Source organism: Cohnella sp. GCM10020058, from assembly GCF_042683485.1.
In the GTDB taxonomy this organism is placed as follows: domain Bacteria; phylum Bacillota; class Bacilli; order Paenibacillales; family Paenibacillaceae; genus Cohnella.
The window spans coordinates 206930-222403 of record NZ_JBHUJV010000002.1; the positions used below are offsets into that span (position 1 = coordinate 206930).

Consider the following 15474-nt stretch of genomic DNA (forward strand, 5'->3'; position numbering starts at 1 on the left):
GGCCCCTGCAGCAATCGCAGAGACCGCGCCTTCGCGCATCGAAATACAGTTGACGTTTTGCCGGACCGAATCTTGTCAGGCCGATACGTCGCGCTTGGTGAACACCGTCCAAGAGATGACGTTGAAGATAATAAAGTAAACCGCCAGCACGCCCAGCGAGAACGCGTAGGTCGTCGGATGATCGGGTACCGGCGTGCCGCCGTTCACGTAGGTCGTCAGTCCCAGGTGCGGGAACAGCACGTATTTGACCCAGTCCTTGTCCGTAAGCGACAGCAGACCCGAGATCATACTGCCGGAGAACAGCAGGAACAGCGACAGTCCGATCGCCAGGCCGCTGCTGCGGAACGCCGAGGACAGCATGAAGCCGAAGGTGACGACGACGATCAGGGTAATGAATTCATCCAGATAATACCGAAGCGCGTAAGCCCAGGGCGAGCTGCCCGCGAGCGGCGACTGCTCGGAGATCAGGTTGGCCGGATTGGCCGTATAGCCGAATGCGATGACATTGGCCAGCCAAGTTACGGCAAAGCTGACGACGGTGAACAGCAGCGCGAACAAGACGATGGAGATGAACTTCGACAGCAAAATCGAAGAACGGCTCCACGGACGAATCAGCAGCAGCTTGATCGTCCCCCGGGAAAACTCGCCCGCGACGGACTCCGAAGACTTGACGACCGCGAAGATCGTGATCAGGAGGAACAGGATCTGAGATTCCAGCATCATCGCTTCCCAGTTGTTCGCGTTTTCCTTGTCCGAGAGCAGCACGAATGCGACCGTGAACAATAGCGGAATGACGACCGTAATGCCCAGCATGACCCACGTGCTGACCCGACGGTAAATTTTCATATTCTCGTTTTGCACGAGACTCCAGAAGCTAGCCAATCGTCTCACCCCCGGTCACCTCGAGGAATTGATCCTCGAGCGACTTGATCTTGACGCGGATGCCGTAGACCCGGATCCCCGCCTCGACCAGCCGGGCGTTCATGTCGGCGATCGTCTCGCGGTCGGCCGTCACGCTGAAGCCGCCTTCGGAGAAGCGTGCGGAGCCGCGGCCCTCCAATACGGTCACGGCCTCGTTCGGACGGTCGACCTCGAACAGCACTTCTTCCAGTCCTGCGACAGCCCCCGCCGACTCGGCGCGCAGCGACCGGATGTCGATGAGCTCGCCCTTCTGGATGATGGCGACGCGGTCGCACATGAGCTCCATCTCCGAGAGCAGGTGGCTCGATACGAACACGGCCGTACCTTCTTCTCTGGACAGCTTGCGCAAATAGTCGCGCAGCTCGCGGATGCCCGCCGGGTCTAGGCCGTTGGTCGGCTCGTCCAGGATCAGCAGCGCTGGACGGTGAAGGATCGCTTGTGCGACGCCGAGCCGCTGGCGCATGCCGAGCGAATACTTTTTGACTTTGTCATGAATACGGTCCTGAAGGCCGACCAATGCGACCACCTCGTCGATGCGCGCCTTGGTAATGCCGGGGTTCATGCGTCCGAAGTGAATCAGATTCTGATAACCCGTCAGGTATTTGTACATCTCCGGGTTCTCGACGATTGCGCCGACACGGGCGATCGCTTGGGGAAAAGATGTCTTGACGCTATGGCCGGCGATCGAGATATCGCCGCCCGACATCGTGATCAATCCGACCATCATGCGGATGGTCGTCGTCTTGCCTGAACCGTTGGGGCCGAGGAATCCGAACACTTCGCCGGGATTCACTTCTAGCGTGAGACGATCGATGATCGTCCGGCCGCCAATGCGCTTCGATACGTTCTGCAGGCTGACGACGGGCGCTTGGGACATGATTTCTCCTCCGTATGTAGATTTGTAAATCTTCACCATTATAGCAAATGTCGACAGGTACGGCCATGAAGGATATCGGGCCGTAGACAGGCGGAGCTTGGCGCAGCGGAGAATGGGTCTTAAGGCGGGGATTCAAAACTGGCGTGCGTATGCTTGCAAGCGACCGGCCGTCAGTCTGTCGAGAAAAGACGCATCGCCGCGAACGAGCCGAGGATCGCGCAGCATTGCGAAAGAAGAAGGATCGTGTAGCACCGGGCAAGAATGAGGATCGTGTAGAATCGTGGAGAATGAAGAAAATTTGCGAATCCGGGCGAATGTGCTTACCCCCGTTCAGCCCGCGCCGCCTTTTCATTCATTGCCGAAAATGAACCGTTCGATCTCGTCCGCGGCACGGTCGGGAGACGCCGTCGAATTGTCGACGTACAAGACGGCATTCGACGGGAGCCGCCAGGCGACCGTCTTGCGACCCAGGCTTAAGCTGAATCGCTCCCAGTGCTCGAGCTTCCATTGGTCCAGCATGCCGCCTCTGCCCGCGATACGTTCCTTGTACCGCGACTCGTCGGCGAGAAAGACCGATACGACTTTGACCTGGACGGCATCCGAATTCAGGCCGGCATGGCCGAGCTCGCAGCGCAGCCAGTCCGGATCGTTCAATTCACGCGAAAAAGGACCGATCACGATCGCATCCGTGCCGAGCGCCACGTTCTCGAGGGCGGCATCCATCGTGATCCGATAACCGAGATCCCGGCATAACGACTTGTACGCTGCCGAATCCCTGTCCGTCGGATCGAGTCCGGCTTGGGTCATTAGCGCTTCGGCCGCAGGACGCAGCAGCGTGTCCATGTCGAAAAGGGGGACATGGCGACGAACCGCCACCCGCTTGGCCAATGTCGTCTTGCCAGCTCCAGCGCCGCCTACCACGAATACCAAGTTTGCCATCGCCTTCGATCCCCCGCCCGTTACCGTTTCATTTCATTATCGGGCCGCGGCTGCGGAGGGTCAAGCGGAAGGACCAAAGGCCGAGGCTTCGCCGGTTGCTGCGGCTAGATGGCGATCATAATGGAGGACGGCGAGCGCCAATCCTCGCTTTTCTGCAACCTGAGCAGCTCCGCGGAACTTCCGGCCTCGCTTAGTCCGTGCTTGGCGCAACAGCTCCGGCAGCAGCCCAGCGGGTAAATAACCGTGTAATATCCCGACTTAAAAAGCAATCTCGCTTCTTTCAATCCTATCAGCTCATTGCATGCCACGCAGTAGAATTGACCTTGATTCATCGCGAGCCGCCTCCTATCCTATACTCAGGATCGCCTTCTATTACACACTCTGTAACATTTTGATACGTACTGTATCTTATTACTTGATCTTACTTACCCAATTCTAGCTTGTCAAGCACGAATTGTTCTATTTACATGGAACTTCATTTCATTGGTAACGCTTCCATAAACAAAAAAAGAAAAACTACCGCCGCAACAGTTTATCCAGTTGCGAGCGGTAGAGACGGTGAATGCGGCTTTGGTGCGGGCAAGTTTTTAAAATCAGGGCATTCAACAGGCGAACGAGCAGGATGGTCTCCACCGCGCCGGATGCAAACCTGACGCCGTACCGGAACCCGTATTCATCCTCGCGGCACCAGACTATCTGCCCTTTTATCTTCATGTTCATGCCTTCGAGCTGCCAATCCATCAGGTAAAACGCATCGTCTCTTAACGGAAACCGAAGCCCTGTGCGGAAAGAGCAGCCTCCCGGGCTCAAGTCGAGCATTTCGACCAGCGCGGGGGGAAGCGCCGGACGAACGTGGCCGATCCGGACGATATGAATGCGTGCCGAAGTCCGGCCGTTCAATCGCAAGCGAATCTGTCGGCGTTGCTCCCTCTTGTTGTCCGGCAGCGTCGCTATGCGGCTCATTTTCTCCGGCTCGAATGAATCGAGTTGCATGATACGCCCTCCATCAATAGAGAATTTCGGCCATCGCCGCTCGTGCTCGATACGCCATCTCGTTGCGCCTTCCACGCGACGTCAACGGGGCGAGGATCTGTTCCGCAGACGCACCGCTTTGATTGAACTCGCTGCAGCCAGGCCTATCGCGGTCACCAGCAGCCCGCCGACAACGTCCAGCAGCACGTCGATCGGTTGACCGGTTCTGCCGGCCACGCGCGCCTGATTCCACTCGTCGAGGCATGCGGCCGCCCCCACAAATGCCGACGCCATACCCAGTCGAAGAAAGGCGCGCGGCACGAGACGCGGAAGCGACTTCAGCGCAACATACAGACTGCCGCAAAGCATCGCGTACCAAAAGACGTGCGCGCCCTTGCGAAACATAAACTCGATGAATTGATACGGAGCCTGCTTGGCCGAAACCAGCGAATGACCGTACCGGAACGAGACGTCTGGCAGCAAGCCGGACAAGCGGTACTCCGAGATATGGCGCCGCAGCAGCGGGATAATCGTCTGCTCGCCGTACGTTTGGGACGAGAAAAAAAAGATCAGCGCCAGGCAGGCGACAGCCGGCAGCGCCTGAGCGAACCGCGCGACTGAAACGCGGCTCACGCTTCCCGCCCTCCCTCGCCGTTTTCCTGGTAAGAGGCCGACGCCCTCCGGCGAGTGCCCATCGGAACGACCGACAAGCCGTTGACGCAATAGCTTAGTCGATACAGCATGTCATGCGCTTTTTTCTTGCCGTAAATCGGGCAGTACGTACCGCCGTTGTATTGCAAGCCCCATTTGACGAACTTGTTCTTGCCAATCGGATATCACTCCCCTCCGCCGATAGAAGCCCGGTCTTTCCCGTCCCAGGCCGTCTCCCTGACATCGTCGGCGGACAGGTCCGCCCCGATCTGCACCTCGACCAGCGACATATCCGTCAACGCGAGTATGCCGTGCTTGACCGCTGCGGGGATATGTACGGCATCGCCCGCCCGCATTTTACGCCAGATTCCGTCCATCAGCAGCTCGCCTTCGCCCGAGGCGACCGTCCACGTCTCGCTGCGAAGCCGATGCGCATGGTACGGCAGCTGCTTGCCGGCATGCATCTGAATCAAACCGACCTTTGTGAGCTTGTCCGCCCCGGATACGCTGCAATCGAGCACTCTGTAGGAACCCCACAAGCGTTCCTCGAACATCGGCTCGTCGTCCCTGCTCCCGACCATTTCCTTCACCTTGGGGCTTTTTTGCTTGTCGGCCACCAATATGCCGTCCGGACTGGCGGATACAATTACGTTCTGCAGACCGAGCAGCACGATCGGCAACCCCAGCTCGTTAACGATATGCGACCCCGCCGATTCCTCGCACTTCGTCCCGTTGCCGATGACGCCTGTCTTGATCTCTTCGGTGAGCGTGTTCCACGTCCCGAGATCCTTCCAGTAGCCGTCGTACTCCGAGACCGCGATCGTGTCGGCTTGCTCGACGACCTCGTAATCGAAGCTGATCTTTGGCATCTTTTCATAGCTGCGGACCAGCTCTTCGTAGTTGATGGGCAGCTGTTTATCGATCAGCAGATCGATCAGCATGCCGAGGCGGAAAGCGAAAACGCCGCAGTTCCACAGCGCTCCCTCCGCGATCAGCCGCTTGGCTTCTTCCTCGGACGGCTTCTCCGTAAACCTCCCGACGAGCTGCCAGTCAGACGAAGCTCCGGCGTTCGCGGGTCTCGGAACGATGTAGCCGTATTTCTCGGACGGATGCAGCGGCTTCACGCCCATTAACGCGAGAGGCGCCCCGGACGCTTGGAGCACGCCATCCAGCTCCGCGACGCGGTCGAAAAAGCGATCCTCGACGAACGGATCGACCGGAAGCACGGCGACCGTCTCCTGCAGCGAGACGCCTTCGATCGCGTACAGGTAGACGGCGGCCAGCGAGATCGCCGGAAACGTATCCCGGCGATTCGGCTCGAGCACCATCGGCACTTCTCCGAGCTGTGAGCGGATCATCTCCGCCTGATTGCTGCCGGTCGCGATATAAGCGTCCCCCGCGAGCCCGGAAGCGCCGAGCTGGCGCCATACGCGCTGAACCATCGATTCCATTGTGCCGTCCTCGCGCTCGAGCACCTTTAAAAACTGCTTGGACCGGGTCTCGTTGGAGAGCGGCCACAGCCGCTTCCCCGATCCTCCAGACAGTAAAACCAGCTTCATACGACCGCTTCCTTTCTTTGTCCTGCCGGACTTGCCGCCGGCTGCTCTCTGGCGGACAGCGCCGCGGATACGGCAGCCCGGATCTCGCGCTCGAACCGTTCCTCGCCGAAGCCTGCCGCATAGGCGCGGATGCGCGCCGAGTCCCACGTCCACGACTGGAATCCAAGCAGCGTCCTCGCGAGCGATTCACGCGTCTGCTTATCAAAAAACAAGCCGTTAAGGCCCTGACGGATCGTGTCCTGCGCGCCGCCTTCCCTGTAGGCGATAACCGGCCTTCCGCAAGCGTTGACTTCAAGCGGCGTAATGCCGAAATCCTCTACGCCCGGAAAAAGAAGCGCGCGGCAGCCCCTCATAAGGCGCTCGACTTCGTGGTCCGGCAGACGTCCGCGAAAAGAGACGTTCGGTCCCGCCAGCCGCGCCAGCCGCTCTCGGTCCGGACCGTCGCCGACGACGATCAGCCGCTCGCCGAGCAAGGAACAGGCCTCGACGGCCACGTCGATCCGCTTGTAGGAGACGAGCCGGGAGACGACAAGGTAATAGTCGCCGGCCGCGCGCTCCTCCGCGCCTCCAAGATCGAACCGCTCCGTGTCGACCGGCGGATGAATGATCGTCGCCTGCCTGCCGTAGTGCTCGCGAATCCGCTCTTGCACGATGCTTGAATTGGCGATCAGTTCGTCCACCCCGGCGGTGTTGGCCGCATCCCAGCGGCGCAGCGGGACGATCATGAGACCCGACAGCTTCTTCACCGGTGCGGACAGCTCCATGTCCTTCACATAATTCTCGAAGTCCCAGGCGAATCGCATCGGCGTATGGCAATAGCACAAGTGCACGGCGCCTTCGGGCACGCGCACCCCCTTGGCGTATGCGCTGCTCGAGCTGACGATCAGATCGTAGCCGCTCAGGTCCATGGACCGCACCGCGAGCGGATACAGCCAGAAAAACAGCTTGAAGCGCTTGTTGATGCCCGGTATGCGCTGCATCCAAGTCGTCCGGATATCCGCCGCTCGCAGATCGGCGGGCAGCCTCGACCTGTCCGCGATCGTCGTAAAAACGGGGGCGTCCGGATACATGCGCAGCAGCGAAGCGACGACGCGCTCCGCGCCGCCCATCTGGTTCAGGTAGTCGTGAACGATCGCTACCCGCGGTCCCGCGCCCCGGACGGGGCGAAGCTCGCGATAGAGCGTTTCGATCTGGGAGACCGTCGAGGCGATGCCGAAGTTCTCCCGGATTCGGGCGCATGCAGCACGCCCCATCCGTTGCCTGCGCTCCGTATCGGTCGCGAGGGCGCCGATACCGTCGGCCAGCGCCGGAACGTCGCCGATATCGTAGAGCATCCCGGTCTCGCCTTCCGTCACGATCTCAAGAACACCGCCCGCCCGCGTGCCCACGACCGGTATTCCTTCTCCCATCGCTTCGATGAGCACGCGGCCGAAGGGCTCGTTGTCCGAACATAAGACAAGGAGATCCGCCGCCCGGCAGATCTCCTTGATATCGCTTCTGAATCCAGTGAATACGACACGGCCCGCCAGGTCCGATGAAGCGGCCAGCGTCTTCAGCCGTTCCGCGTACGCCATGTTTTCCTCGCGGAACTTCGGCTCGCCCACGATCCATAGATGAACGTCCAGACCGCGCGTCAATAACAGCTTGATCGCTTCGATCGCGTCCTCCTGCCGTTTCCAAGGCGCGATCTGGCCGATGATCGTGACGACGACCGTCCCCGGCGAAGCGCCGAGCTCGTGCCGGATCCGGACGCGGTCCGCGACACGTTCGACGTCGTCGACATGATCGAGTGCGACGCCGTTGTGAATGACCGACACAAGCTCGCGGGGTGCGCCCCGCTTCGCGCTCGCATCCGCCCTGCGCGCCGACTTGCCGGCGAGCTCGCCCGTTCCTTGCCTGACCGCCTCGGAGATGCATACGAGAGAAGAAGCGCTGCGTGCGGCTACGGCTCTCACGAGCTTCCCTACCAAGCCCTGCGGCATATGGTCCCGGATGTGCCAGACGACCGGAAGCTTCTTGGGCCTCGCGAACAAAGAAACGATAAGACCCGCGCGGATCGAGTTGGCATGGACGACATCCAGTTCAAGCTCGTGGATGAGCTTCGCCAGGCGCCTGCCTTCCGCGGCCATGCCGACTGCGTGGCGCAGCAGCTTCAGCGGATTGCGCGTCATGCGCGCCCGATAGCCGGGTACGACTGCGTATTGGATACCGGCTGCCCGGGATCGATCGGCCAAGTCGCCCGAAGGCCCTAGCATGACCGCTTCGGCATTCTGAAGATGGCTTGCCATCGTGAGCAAACTGATCTCCGCTCCGCTAATGTCTGAGGTATGGTTATAGTAGCCGACTCTCATTGGGCCGCCTTCCTTCCCCGATCGTGAATGGCCTGCAAAAACAAAGCTTCGACTCGCTCCGCGACGCGCTGCCAAGTGTACCGTTCCATCACGTATTTGCGGCAATCCGCCCTGTCGGGCAGCGGCGTCTCACGTCCCAGTACCCGGCGCAGCAAATCCGCCATCGCTTCCGGCGAATCGTCCTTAAACATCAGGCGGTCGTCGAAGCTGCCAAGGATCTCCTTCGTTCCGCCATTCGGCGTGCCGAGTACCGGCGTACCACAGGCGAGTGCCTCTACGGTCACGAGCCCGAAGCCTTCAAGCGTTACCGTCGGCACGACGGCGACGTCGGCGGCCTGATACCAGTTCACGAGCTGCTCGTTGCTTACTCTGCCAACAAATACGATACGGTTCTGAAGCCCCAGGGTAAAAGCCAGCTCCTGAAGCTCGTCTCTCATCGCGCCGTCGCCGGCGATGACCAGTACGGCCTCGGCCCGCTCCGCAGCGATCTCGGCGAATGCACGTATAAGCCTGTCGACCCCCATCCGTCTGACCAATCGCCTCACGCAAAAAAGAACCCGGTCGCTATTGGCGAATCCGAGTTCCCTCCTTACGCTTGCCCTGTCACCCGCTGGCCTGAAGCGCTCCGTGTCTACCGCTCCGGGGACGATATGAATCCGATCGCGCCGGATGCCGTATTCCTCCGAGAGGATAGAAGCGAAATAACCGCTAAGTACAATAAACTGATCGGAGCGGTTATAAGTCAGCGTTTCAAGCGATTTTTTCAAACGGTATTTAATTTGCTTCGCCGAAGATCCGCTCCGGTCCTCAACTCGCGATTCGCTGGCCCAGGGGCCGTGGAAATGCGTTACGATCGGAATGTCCTTAGGCAACTGGCCTCTGCCGATCAAAGCGGCATATAGCGCAAAATGTGGGTTATAAACTTGCGGCTGCCAATGCCGGCTTTGCTGACCGACCGCTTGGCGAAACGCGCGCATGCGCTCCCACGTCCCGAAACTTCGCTTTTCCGGGAGCACCTCTGCGATATAAGAAGGTGCAGCCACAATCTCACCGCCGGCCGTGACGAAGGCGCGTATATCGTGGCCTCTATCCCGCATGGCATGCGAATAATCCGCAAAGTATCGATTCAGTCCGCCGGGCGTATGGTCGATCCAACCCATGCCGGTCGTTAAGATATTCATTAGACTCCCGCCCTCCAACACCATTTGCCGGTCTTCTATACGAATGCCACGCAGGGGCATCTGGATCCTCACGCTAGCCGTTCCCGCACAGCAGTTTAAGTTCGTCGACGATGTCTGCACGGTTGGCGATACCGGCTTTGGCATCCCCCTGCGCGCCTTCACTCATATTCGCAATCGCGTCGGCCAACTTGGTGATTTCGCCCCGTGGCACGACCGTGATCCCGTCCATATACCGCCGCCATTCTCCGAGCCCGCCAGAATCGTAAACGATTACGGGCTTGCCGCGACGTCTCGCTTCAGGCACGACGAGCCCCGCCGGCTCGGGCCAGATTGAAGGCACGACGACGACATCCGCCCGGTCGTACCAACCATCGACTTCGTTGCCGGCTACCCTGCCTGCAAAGCGAACACGATGGTTCACGGCCAGTTTATCCGTCAACTGCTTCAATTCGCGCTCATACCATCCGTCTCCGACGATTGTGACTTGAACGTCGCAACCGCGAACGTCGAGATTGTGAACAGCCTTGATGAGATCCTGTACGCCTTTGTAATGAACGAGTCTGCCAACGTACAATACCTGCAGAGACTCGTCACGATGAACCCGTTGTAAAGGAGGCATCGGCACCATCGCGCTTCCGAGCGTATTATCAATAATCCGGATCGCCTCTCCCGGAAGGCCGTCGTATACGAGCATATCTCGCATAGCGTCGCTGACTGCATAAATGACCTTCGAATGGCGCGCCGTACGGGCTATTCTGCGTGACAAGCCCATTTTACGGAGCATGACCCATGGCTCGATATTGGACCCGCATCGTCTAGAATACCAGTTCACCATGCAACCCGCCCCGAACGACTTGCAGCAGATTTCGTCCGTGTCCCTGAACAATCGAGTGCCGGCCGGACATAAAGGCGCATGAAACATGGTCGCAAGCGGATAATACGAAGATAAGCATTCGGCCGCTTGCAAGGTCTGTCTGCCGCCGTGCCACAGCACGATGTCTGGCTGAAACTCGGCAGCGAGCCGGATCCATGCCGACTCCCCGTCTCCGAGCGGTTGGACGTCGGCGATATAGTCATCCCAGGTTTGCCCCGTCTCCTCGACGATCGGTGACGCGATCACGACTTGATGACCCTCTTTTTCCAGTCTGGCGGACAGATCATAAACGAATCTTTCCGTGCCTCCGAGTCCCGGAAACTTGTCAATCAACTGAATGATCCTCATGCCTTGTCCAGCCTGCTCGCTTTTGACGTTCGGAAAAGTTGCAGCAGCCCTTGCCATAATCCTGCCTGTGCCGGCCAGAACGATTTCAGCACTTCGCGTTCTCCCCGTACGAGCCCGTAGCCCGTACGCAGCACCCCCGGTGCCTTGCGATCTCCTACCAACATGGCGTATACAATGCGCGCGGGTGTCCGGATCGGGCCGCCTCCTTGTCTCAGTATGCCGGTATGGAGGTTATGGGCGGCGTTACGGACGGCTTCAGGAACAACTTTCCCACGTTGATCCGAATCAAAGCGGACTGCGGGGAAGTGATCGACTTCGATGTTCGGATCGTAAATCAAATAATAGCCTTGCTTACGAACATAAAGACAAATATGAACCTCGATATGAACTTGCGCTCCCTTTCCTTGCAGGCGATCCGGAAATAACAGTAAGTGCCTCCGAAACGACATATTCACGCCCTTCAACACATCGACTTTTCGAGGGCTGCCGGCTCCGATGTGATGATTGCCGTGCAGCTTACCATACCAGGTCACGATGCCGACAACTGTATCTGGAGTGGCTTGCTCTTGTCCACGCTGAATATCTCGGCCGCCTACGCCTCCAACGCGTTCGTCTTTATAGGCGGCGATCATGCGTTCGATCCATTTCGGACGCGGTACCGCATCGTCGTCGGTAAACGCGATTACGTCGCCCGTCGCCTCGGCAGCCCCCGCCTTCATCGCCGCGAGCATGCCCGCATCTCTTACGATCGCTCTCTTTTTGCAATATAAGCTCGTCTTCAATAACCATTCATCCACTGTCGCGAGCGAGATTTCATCCGTGTCTCGGCAAACGACGACGACCTCCGAAGGATTGTGCGTCTGATTATGGATTCCTTCCAGGCATTTCACTAAATCCGCAATTCGCCGATAGGTCGGGATTACGATTGATACGGTTACCATTGGACGTCTCCTTCCTTTACTGTTTAGATGCAACGGCGCTTCGCCTTCGGGCAAAGGCGGATTTATAGCGATTCAACAAATAGGGCAAACGACTAAAATCGCTCTTCTGCACTACAAATAACATGCGGATCCGTAAGCCTTCCCGCCGAAGGACGGCGATATAAATAATCCACTTTACGAGAGAAGCGATTACGATTCCTAAGGCTGCCGCTGTCGCGCCAGCGACAGGCATCAACAGTATTAAGCCGATCAACCCTCCTCCGACGCTGACCGCTTCGGAAATGCTGACCGTATTAAATCTGCCTACCGTATTCAAGTAATACATCATCATCTGGCAACAGATACGAATCGGCGCTATGTAGAGAAGAATCGCAGCCATCACTATCGCTGATCTGTACTCCTCCCCGTAAAGCAAAGGCAAGGCAAAGGGCAGTAGCGCAGATACGAAAATCGCAAAAGCGGCCGTACCGTATAGAAACAAACCGTGCATCCGCTCCACCGTAAGCTGCCGGCGTTCCTTGTTCATATCCATAAGCTTCGGCGTCAGAAATACGTTCAAGGCGCCGAACAGTACGGAGGGAAGGATGCCCCCGATACTGCTCGCCACCGTGTACAAACCTAGCGCATAGGGAGACAAGGCCAACGATAGAATTAACTGATCGAAGTTGCCTCCGAAGATGGAGACGAGTGAGCCGCCATAGATTTTAACTCCGCTGCCCATCAGCGCCTTGCCGCTTGCCATGAATCCGCGAAGCGTCGGCTTCAAGCTCTTCATCACCCAAATAGTCGCTAGCATCATGAGTAAAAAGCTCCAAAGCACGATAAAACCGAGAATAAGGTTTCTCGGATTCAAGTTACCCATCGCTTCCAATACGACGATAACGAGAAGCGATCCGATTGGACTTAGTGCGCGAAGCGCCATGACGCGTTTAAACTGGTTCAAGCTTTGCAAGGTGCCGATCAGACCATCCGCGAGCACGGCGAACGGCACGCTTAACATCGCGATTCGGGCATGGTTTAATCCCTCGTTCTCTCCGTTCATAAGCAGCGGCAAGATAGATTCGCCGACGATTAGCCCAAACAGTCCGAACGATACGCCGAGAATCAAGTAAGAGCCAAAAAGCTCTCTTTGCTTCTCCGCCTGCCTTTTACCCAAGTAAATGACCGCCCCTGGAAGTCCCAAAGCCGACAATCCCGTGAGCAAGCTTGCCCAGCGCGTCGCTGCGGCGAATTCGCCTCGGCCGTAGGAACCTAACCAGCGGGCCATCATGATACCCGTAACCAAATTTAAAATGAGAACGCCGATATTTAATGCAAAGCTGGACAGAAACAATTTTTTCATTTGTTATGTTTCCTCTCTCGCCGGCAATGCCATGCCCGTAAAAAGCCAGAAAATAACTGCTCCGATGCCATTGATCTCTCCTCCGAACAGGAAAGACGCAAAAAGATTGACGATCATGAGAAGACCGAGCACTCTTGGGCCGTTCGAACGAATACCGCCGGCGATTAGCCTCCAGTGCTTAAATACGGCCCTAAAAAACAAGACGCCTCCTAAAAGGCCGAATGTCGCGAAGATACCCAGATATCCGTTATCCACCGAACCGAGGCCGCTGAATGCCGACCCTCCGTCCAGCATTGCGCTTCTGCCGATACCTCCGAATCCGGCGCCAAACGGATGGACGGCCAGCTCAGGCAACGTATGGAGAACGATCCCGATCCGAGCATTTGCGGAAGTATCCTCCCCCAAGCTGCCGAACGAGGAAACTCGATCCGCCATGCTAGAGCCGCCCGGCAGATAAGGAAAAACAAAATAGGCGGCGCACGACAAAAATACGATCGCCGCAAGCATGCGCATCCGGCTGGCCCCATTTGCCAGCAATACGTATGCTACGAGACATACGATTAACGTGACCCATGAAGCACGTACGAGCGTGACGGAAAGCGCGGATATGATCAAGACGATGCCTAGCCAGCCGAACGGCTTGCGGTAGGACTTGGATATAATCGCTGGCACGAGAGCGGAAACCAGGAAGATGGCCAACGTCGCCGTAGAATTCAAAGTAGAGAACGGACGAAAGCTAAGCGGCTCAGGAATGCCAAGCGAGGCCATTCTCGCGCCTTCCATCCAAAAACGATCCCAAGTAGGGAGCAAAAGATATTGAATCCAAGCATATACGGAGAGCAATACGGCCATCGCTACAAATGACCTAATCCATCTGGTCTTGCGTTCCTCCGACGGTGGCTTGACCAGCAGATACAACAGAATAGCAAGAGGCAATACGTAATTACCTACGCCGTAAATGCCGGCCATCTTGTTGAGCAGTATACCTACACCCGCCGCATAAATATAAGGAACCAAATATGCCTTGAAAATTAGCGCTGACGGCTTGGCAAGCACGACCTTATCTCTGAAGATCGTAAAAATGAGCAAGCCCGTAGTCAGCAACGGCGTTAATGTAAGTATAGATAAGGTTGAATAATGTCCGTTCATCCAATCGTAAAGCCTTCGAAGCTCCGGGGATATCACCCAGACAAATACGATATAAGGAATTAGCCTCGGCGAATCGCTGGAAGCTAGAATAAATCCGGGGAGCAGTACGGCAAACATGATCGTTGCCTGCAGCATGAATTCAAAGTGAGAAATGACCAAACGCCCTAACCATATTGAGATTAGGACGCCTAGCATCGTTAAGGCAAGGGTACGGAGCCATAATGGAAAAAAAGACAGCGTCATTTTAGAATTTCCCATCATGACCTCACCTTGTGGAGAGCGTGATTCGACTCCCGTTTATCGTCAGCCAGTCCTACGAATTCATCCAGCAGAATTTCCCAGTCGTGTAGCCTCGCCCACTCCAAGGCAGGGATCGTCCAGCGCTCCAATTCTCCCGTTTGATCGGCGCCGCTTTTTAACGCCCGGATCAACGTATCCGCCAACTCCGCATCCTTGACGATCTGGCCGTAGCATCCGTCTCCCAACACTTCTTCGGCCCCCGGATTGGCCGTCGTGACGACGTGCGTCCCACTAGCCATCGCTTCCAAATACGGAATGCCGAATCCCTCGTATGTCGAAGGCATGCAAAAGACATGGGATTGCCTATAGAGGGAAGCGAGCTGCTCCTGTGACGGCATCTGTACGTATTCGACGCCGTCCTCCGGTTGAACGGGATCGCAAACCATCCATAGTTGCGCATTCGGCAGCGCGGGCTTGATTTTAGAAACGAATAGATTTAGAAGCCATCTGCCGCGTTTACGGCTGTCGAGCGCCCCCACGAATAGCAGCGTCGGACGGTCAGCCTTCGTGCCCGGGTAATAAACGCGCGTATCCACCGGCAAATGAACGATGCGATCTTTTTTGCGATGAAAATATAACTTCCGAGAATCTGCCGAGTTAAAGAGCGTCACATCCGAACGCGCTGCCGCAATAAGCTCAAGTCCGTATAGCGCGGCCAAATTTATTTTCCTCAGCCATCGCTTGTTGAATTTTAATTCACGCCTCGCGCTTCCGTGCATAATGCGGAACCAAGGGGTACCGGCATGCCTCATCGCCCAGTCGTCCCCGTTCGCCAGTACAAGATCAAATTCGCTGAAATCAATCGATTTCGCACGCCAGGGAGCTTGATAATATCGGTGAAATCTCCCTTTGCCCGCCTGTGCGCCAGGCACCTGTACGACTCGGTAACGAGCTTCCGGTAAAGGCTGCCTAACGGTGAGCGCAGTTACGTCATGCCCTCGCTCCGCCAGCATATTGCAAAGCCGGTGATTGAAATGGCTTACGCCGCCTGTCCGCTCCGTAAGGGCAGGCAGTTCGAAAGCGACCACAGCCAGTTTCAAGCTTTTGTTTGCGATCATGATCATCATCC

At 57.3% G+C, this 15474-nt stretch carries 14 protein-coding genes; all 14 read right to left on the reverse strand.

Annotation, left to right across the window (positions count from 1 at the left end; all coding sequences use genetic code 11):
* Nucleotides 1–75: 75 nt before the first annotated feature.
* Complete coding sequence (locus ACFSR7_RS04145) at nt 76–882, reverse strand: ABC transporter permease (protein WP_378159272.1); 807 nt, start codon at nt 880–882, stop codon at nt 76–78.
* The gene (locus ACFSR7_RS04150) at nt 875–1798 is read right to left on the reverse strand and encodes an ABC transporter ATP-binding protein (protein ID WP_378159273.1); all 924 of its coding nucleotides are present in this window, start codon (nt 1796–1798) and stop codon (nt 875–877) included. Before ACFSR7_RS04150 ends, ACFSR7_RS04145 begins: the two co-directional genes overlap by 8 nt.
* Nucleotides 1799–2146: 348 nt before the next feature.
* On the reverse strand, nt 2147–2737 hold the full coding sequence (locus tag ACFSR7_RS04155; protein ID WP_378159274.1) for a P-loop nucleotide/nucleoside kinase family protein: 591 nt from the start codon (nt 2735–2737) through the stop codon (nt 2147–2149).
* Between the two features lie 104 nt (nt 2738–2841).
* The gene (locus ACFSR7_RS04160) at nt 2842–3069 is read right to left on the reverse strand and encodes a hypothetical protein (RefSeq protein ID WP_378159275.1); all 228 of its coding nucleotides are present in this window, start codon (nt 3067–3069) and stop codon (nt 2842–2844) included.
* Nucleotides 3070–3253: 184 nt separating this feature from the next.
* A complete protein-coding gene (locus tag ACFSR7_RS04165; protein ID WP_378159276.1) occupies nt 3254–3805 on the reverse strand; it encodes a PilZ domain-containing protein in 552 nt (183 codons plus the stop codon).
* Nucleotides 3806–3811: 6 nt separating this feature from the next.
* A complete protein-coding gene (locus tag ACFSR7_RS04170; protein WP_378159277.1) occupies nt 3812–4342 on the reverse strand; it encodes a VanZ family protein in 531 nt (176 codons plus the stop codon).
* A 203-nt stretch (nt 4343–4545) separates the two neighbouring features.
* The gene (locus ACFSR7_RS04175) at nt 4546–5919 is read right to left on the reverse strand and encodes a sugar phosphate nucleotidyltransferase (RefSeq protein ID WP_378159278.1); all 1374 of its coding nucleotides are present in this window, start codon (nt 5917–5919) and stop codon (nt 4546–4548) included.
* On the reverse strand, nt 5916–8270 hold the full coding sequence (locus ACFSR7_RS04180) for a glycosyltransferase family 4 protein (RefSeq protein WP_378159279.1): 2355 nt from the start codon (nt 8268–8270) through the stop codon (nt 5916–5918). Before ACFSR7_RS04180 ends, ACFSR7_RS04175 begins: the two co-directional genes overlap by 4 nt.
* Entirely contained in the window at nt 8267–9451 is a 1185-nt protein-coding gene (locus tag ACFSR7_RS04185; protein ID WP_378159280.1) for a glycosyltransferase family 4 protein, read from the reverse strand. Before ACFSR7_RS04185 ends, ACFSR7_RS04180 begins: the two co-directional genes overlap by 4 nt.
* Before the next feature lie 73 nt (nt 9452–9524).
* Nucleotides 9525–10673, reverse strand: coding sequence for a glycosyltransferase family 4 protein (locus tag ACFSR7_RS04190; protein WP_378159281.1), 1149 nt, complete (start codon nt 10671–10673; stop codon nt 9525–9527).
* Nucleotides 10670–11614: a glycosyltransferase family 2 protein gene (locus ACFSR7_RS04195; protein ID WP_378159282.1), complete on the reverse strand. Its 945-nt coding sequence runs from the start codon at nt 11612–11614 to the stop codon at nt 10670–10672. The genes ACFSR7_RS04190 and ACFSR7_RS04195 overlap by 4 nt, the downstream gene beginning before the upstream one ends.
* 16 nt (nt 11615–11630) lie before the next feature.
* Nucleotides 11631–12956 (reverse strand): oligosaccharide flippase family protein, encoded by a 1326-nt coding sequence (locus ACFSR7_RS04200; protein WP_378159283.1) that lies wholly within the window; start codon nt 12954–12956, stop codon nt 11631–11633.
* A 3-nt stretch (nt 12957–12959) separates the two neighbouring features.
* Entirely contained in the window at nt 12960–14363 is a 1404-nt protein-coding gene (locus ACFSR7_RS04205; protein ID WP_378159284.1) for an O-antigen ligase family protein, read from the reverse strand.
* The gene (locus tag ACFSR7_RS04210; protein WP_378159285.1) at nt 14363–15463 is read right to left on the reverse strand and encodes a glycosyltransferase family 4 protein; all 1101 of its coding nucleotides are present in this window, start codon (nt 15461–15463) and stop codon (nt 14363–14365) included. The genes ACFSR7_RS04205 and ACFSR7_RS04210 overlap by 1 nt, the downstream gene beginning before the upstream one ends.
* Nucleotides 15464–15474 lie beyond the last annotated feature (11 nt).

What these genes read in the sequence shown, in the direction of transcription:
- ACFSR7_RS04205 (WP_378159284.1), bottom strand. Translation starts at nt 14,363, where the DNA reads ATGGGAAATTCTAAAATGACGCTGTCTTTTTTTCCATTATGGCTCCGT.
- ACFSR7_RS04180 (WP_378159279.1), bottom strand. Translation starts at nt 8,270, where the DNA reads ATGAGAGTCGGCTACTATAACCATACCTCAGACATTAGCGGAGCGGAG.
- ACFSR7_RS04175 (WP_378159278.1), bottom strand. Translation starts at nt 5,919, where the DNA reads ATGAAGCTGGTTTTACTGTCTGGAGGATCGGGGAAGCGGCTGTGGCCG.
- ACFSR7_RS04190 (WP_378159281.1), bottom strand. Translation starts at nt 10,673, where the DNA reads ATGAGGATCATTCAGTTGATTGACAAGTTTCCGGGACTCGGAGGCACG.
- ACFSR7_RS04155 (WP_378159274.1), bottom strand. Translation starts at nt 2,737, where the DNA reads ATGGCAAACTTGGTATTCGTGGTAGGCGGCGCTGGAGCTGGCAAGACG.
- ACFSR7_RS04185 (WP_378159280.1), bottom strand. Translation starts at nt 9,451, where the DNA reads ATGAATATCTTAACGACCGGCATGGGTTGGATCGACCATACGCCCGGC.
- ACFSR7_RS04150 (WP_378159273.1), bottom strand. Translation starts at nt 1,798, where the DNA reads ATGTCCCAAGCGCCCGTCGTCAGCCTGCAGAACGTATCGAAGCGCATT.
- ACFSR7_RS04210 (WP_378159285.1), bottom strand. Translation starts at nt 15,463, where the DNA reads ATGATCGCAAACAAAAGCTTGAAACTGGCTGTGGTCGCTTTCGAACTG.
- ACFSR7_RS04200 (WP_378159283.1), bottom strand. Translation starts at nt 12,956, where the DNA reads ATGAAAAAATTGTTTCTGTCCAGCTTTGCATTAAATATCGGCGTTCTC.
- ACFSR7_RS04195 (WP_378159282.1), bottom strand. Translation starts at nt 11,614, where the DNA reads ATGGTAACCGTATCAATCGTAATCCCGACCTATCGGCGAATTGCGGAT.
- ACFSR7_RS04160 (WP_378159275.1), bottom strand. Translation starts at nt 3,069, where the DNA reads ATGAATCAAGGTCAATTCTACTGCGTGGCATGCAATGAGCTGATAGGA.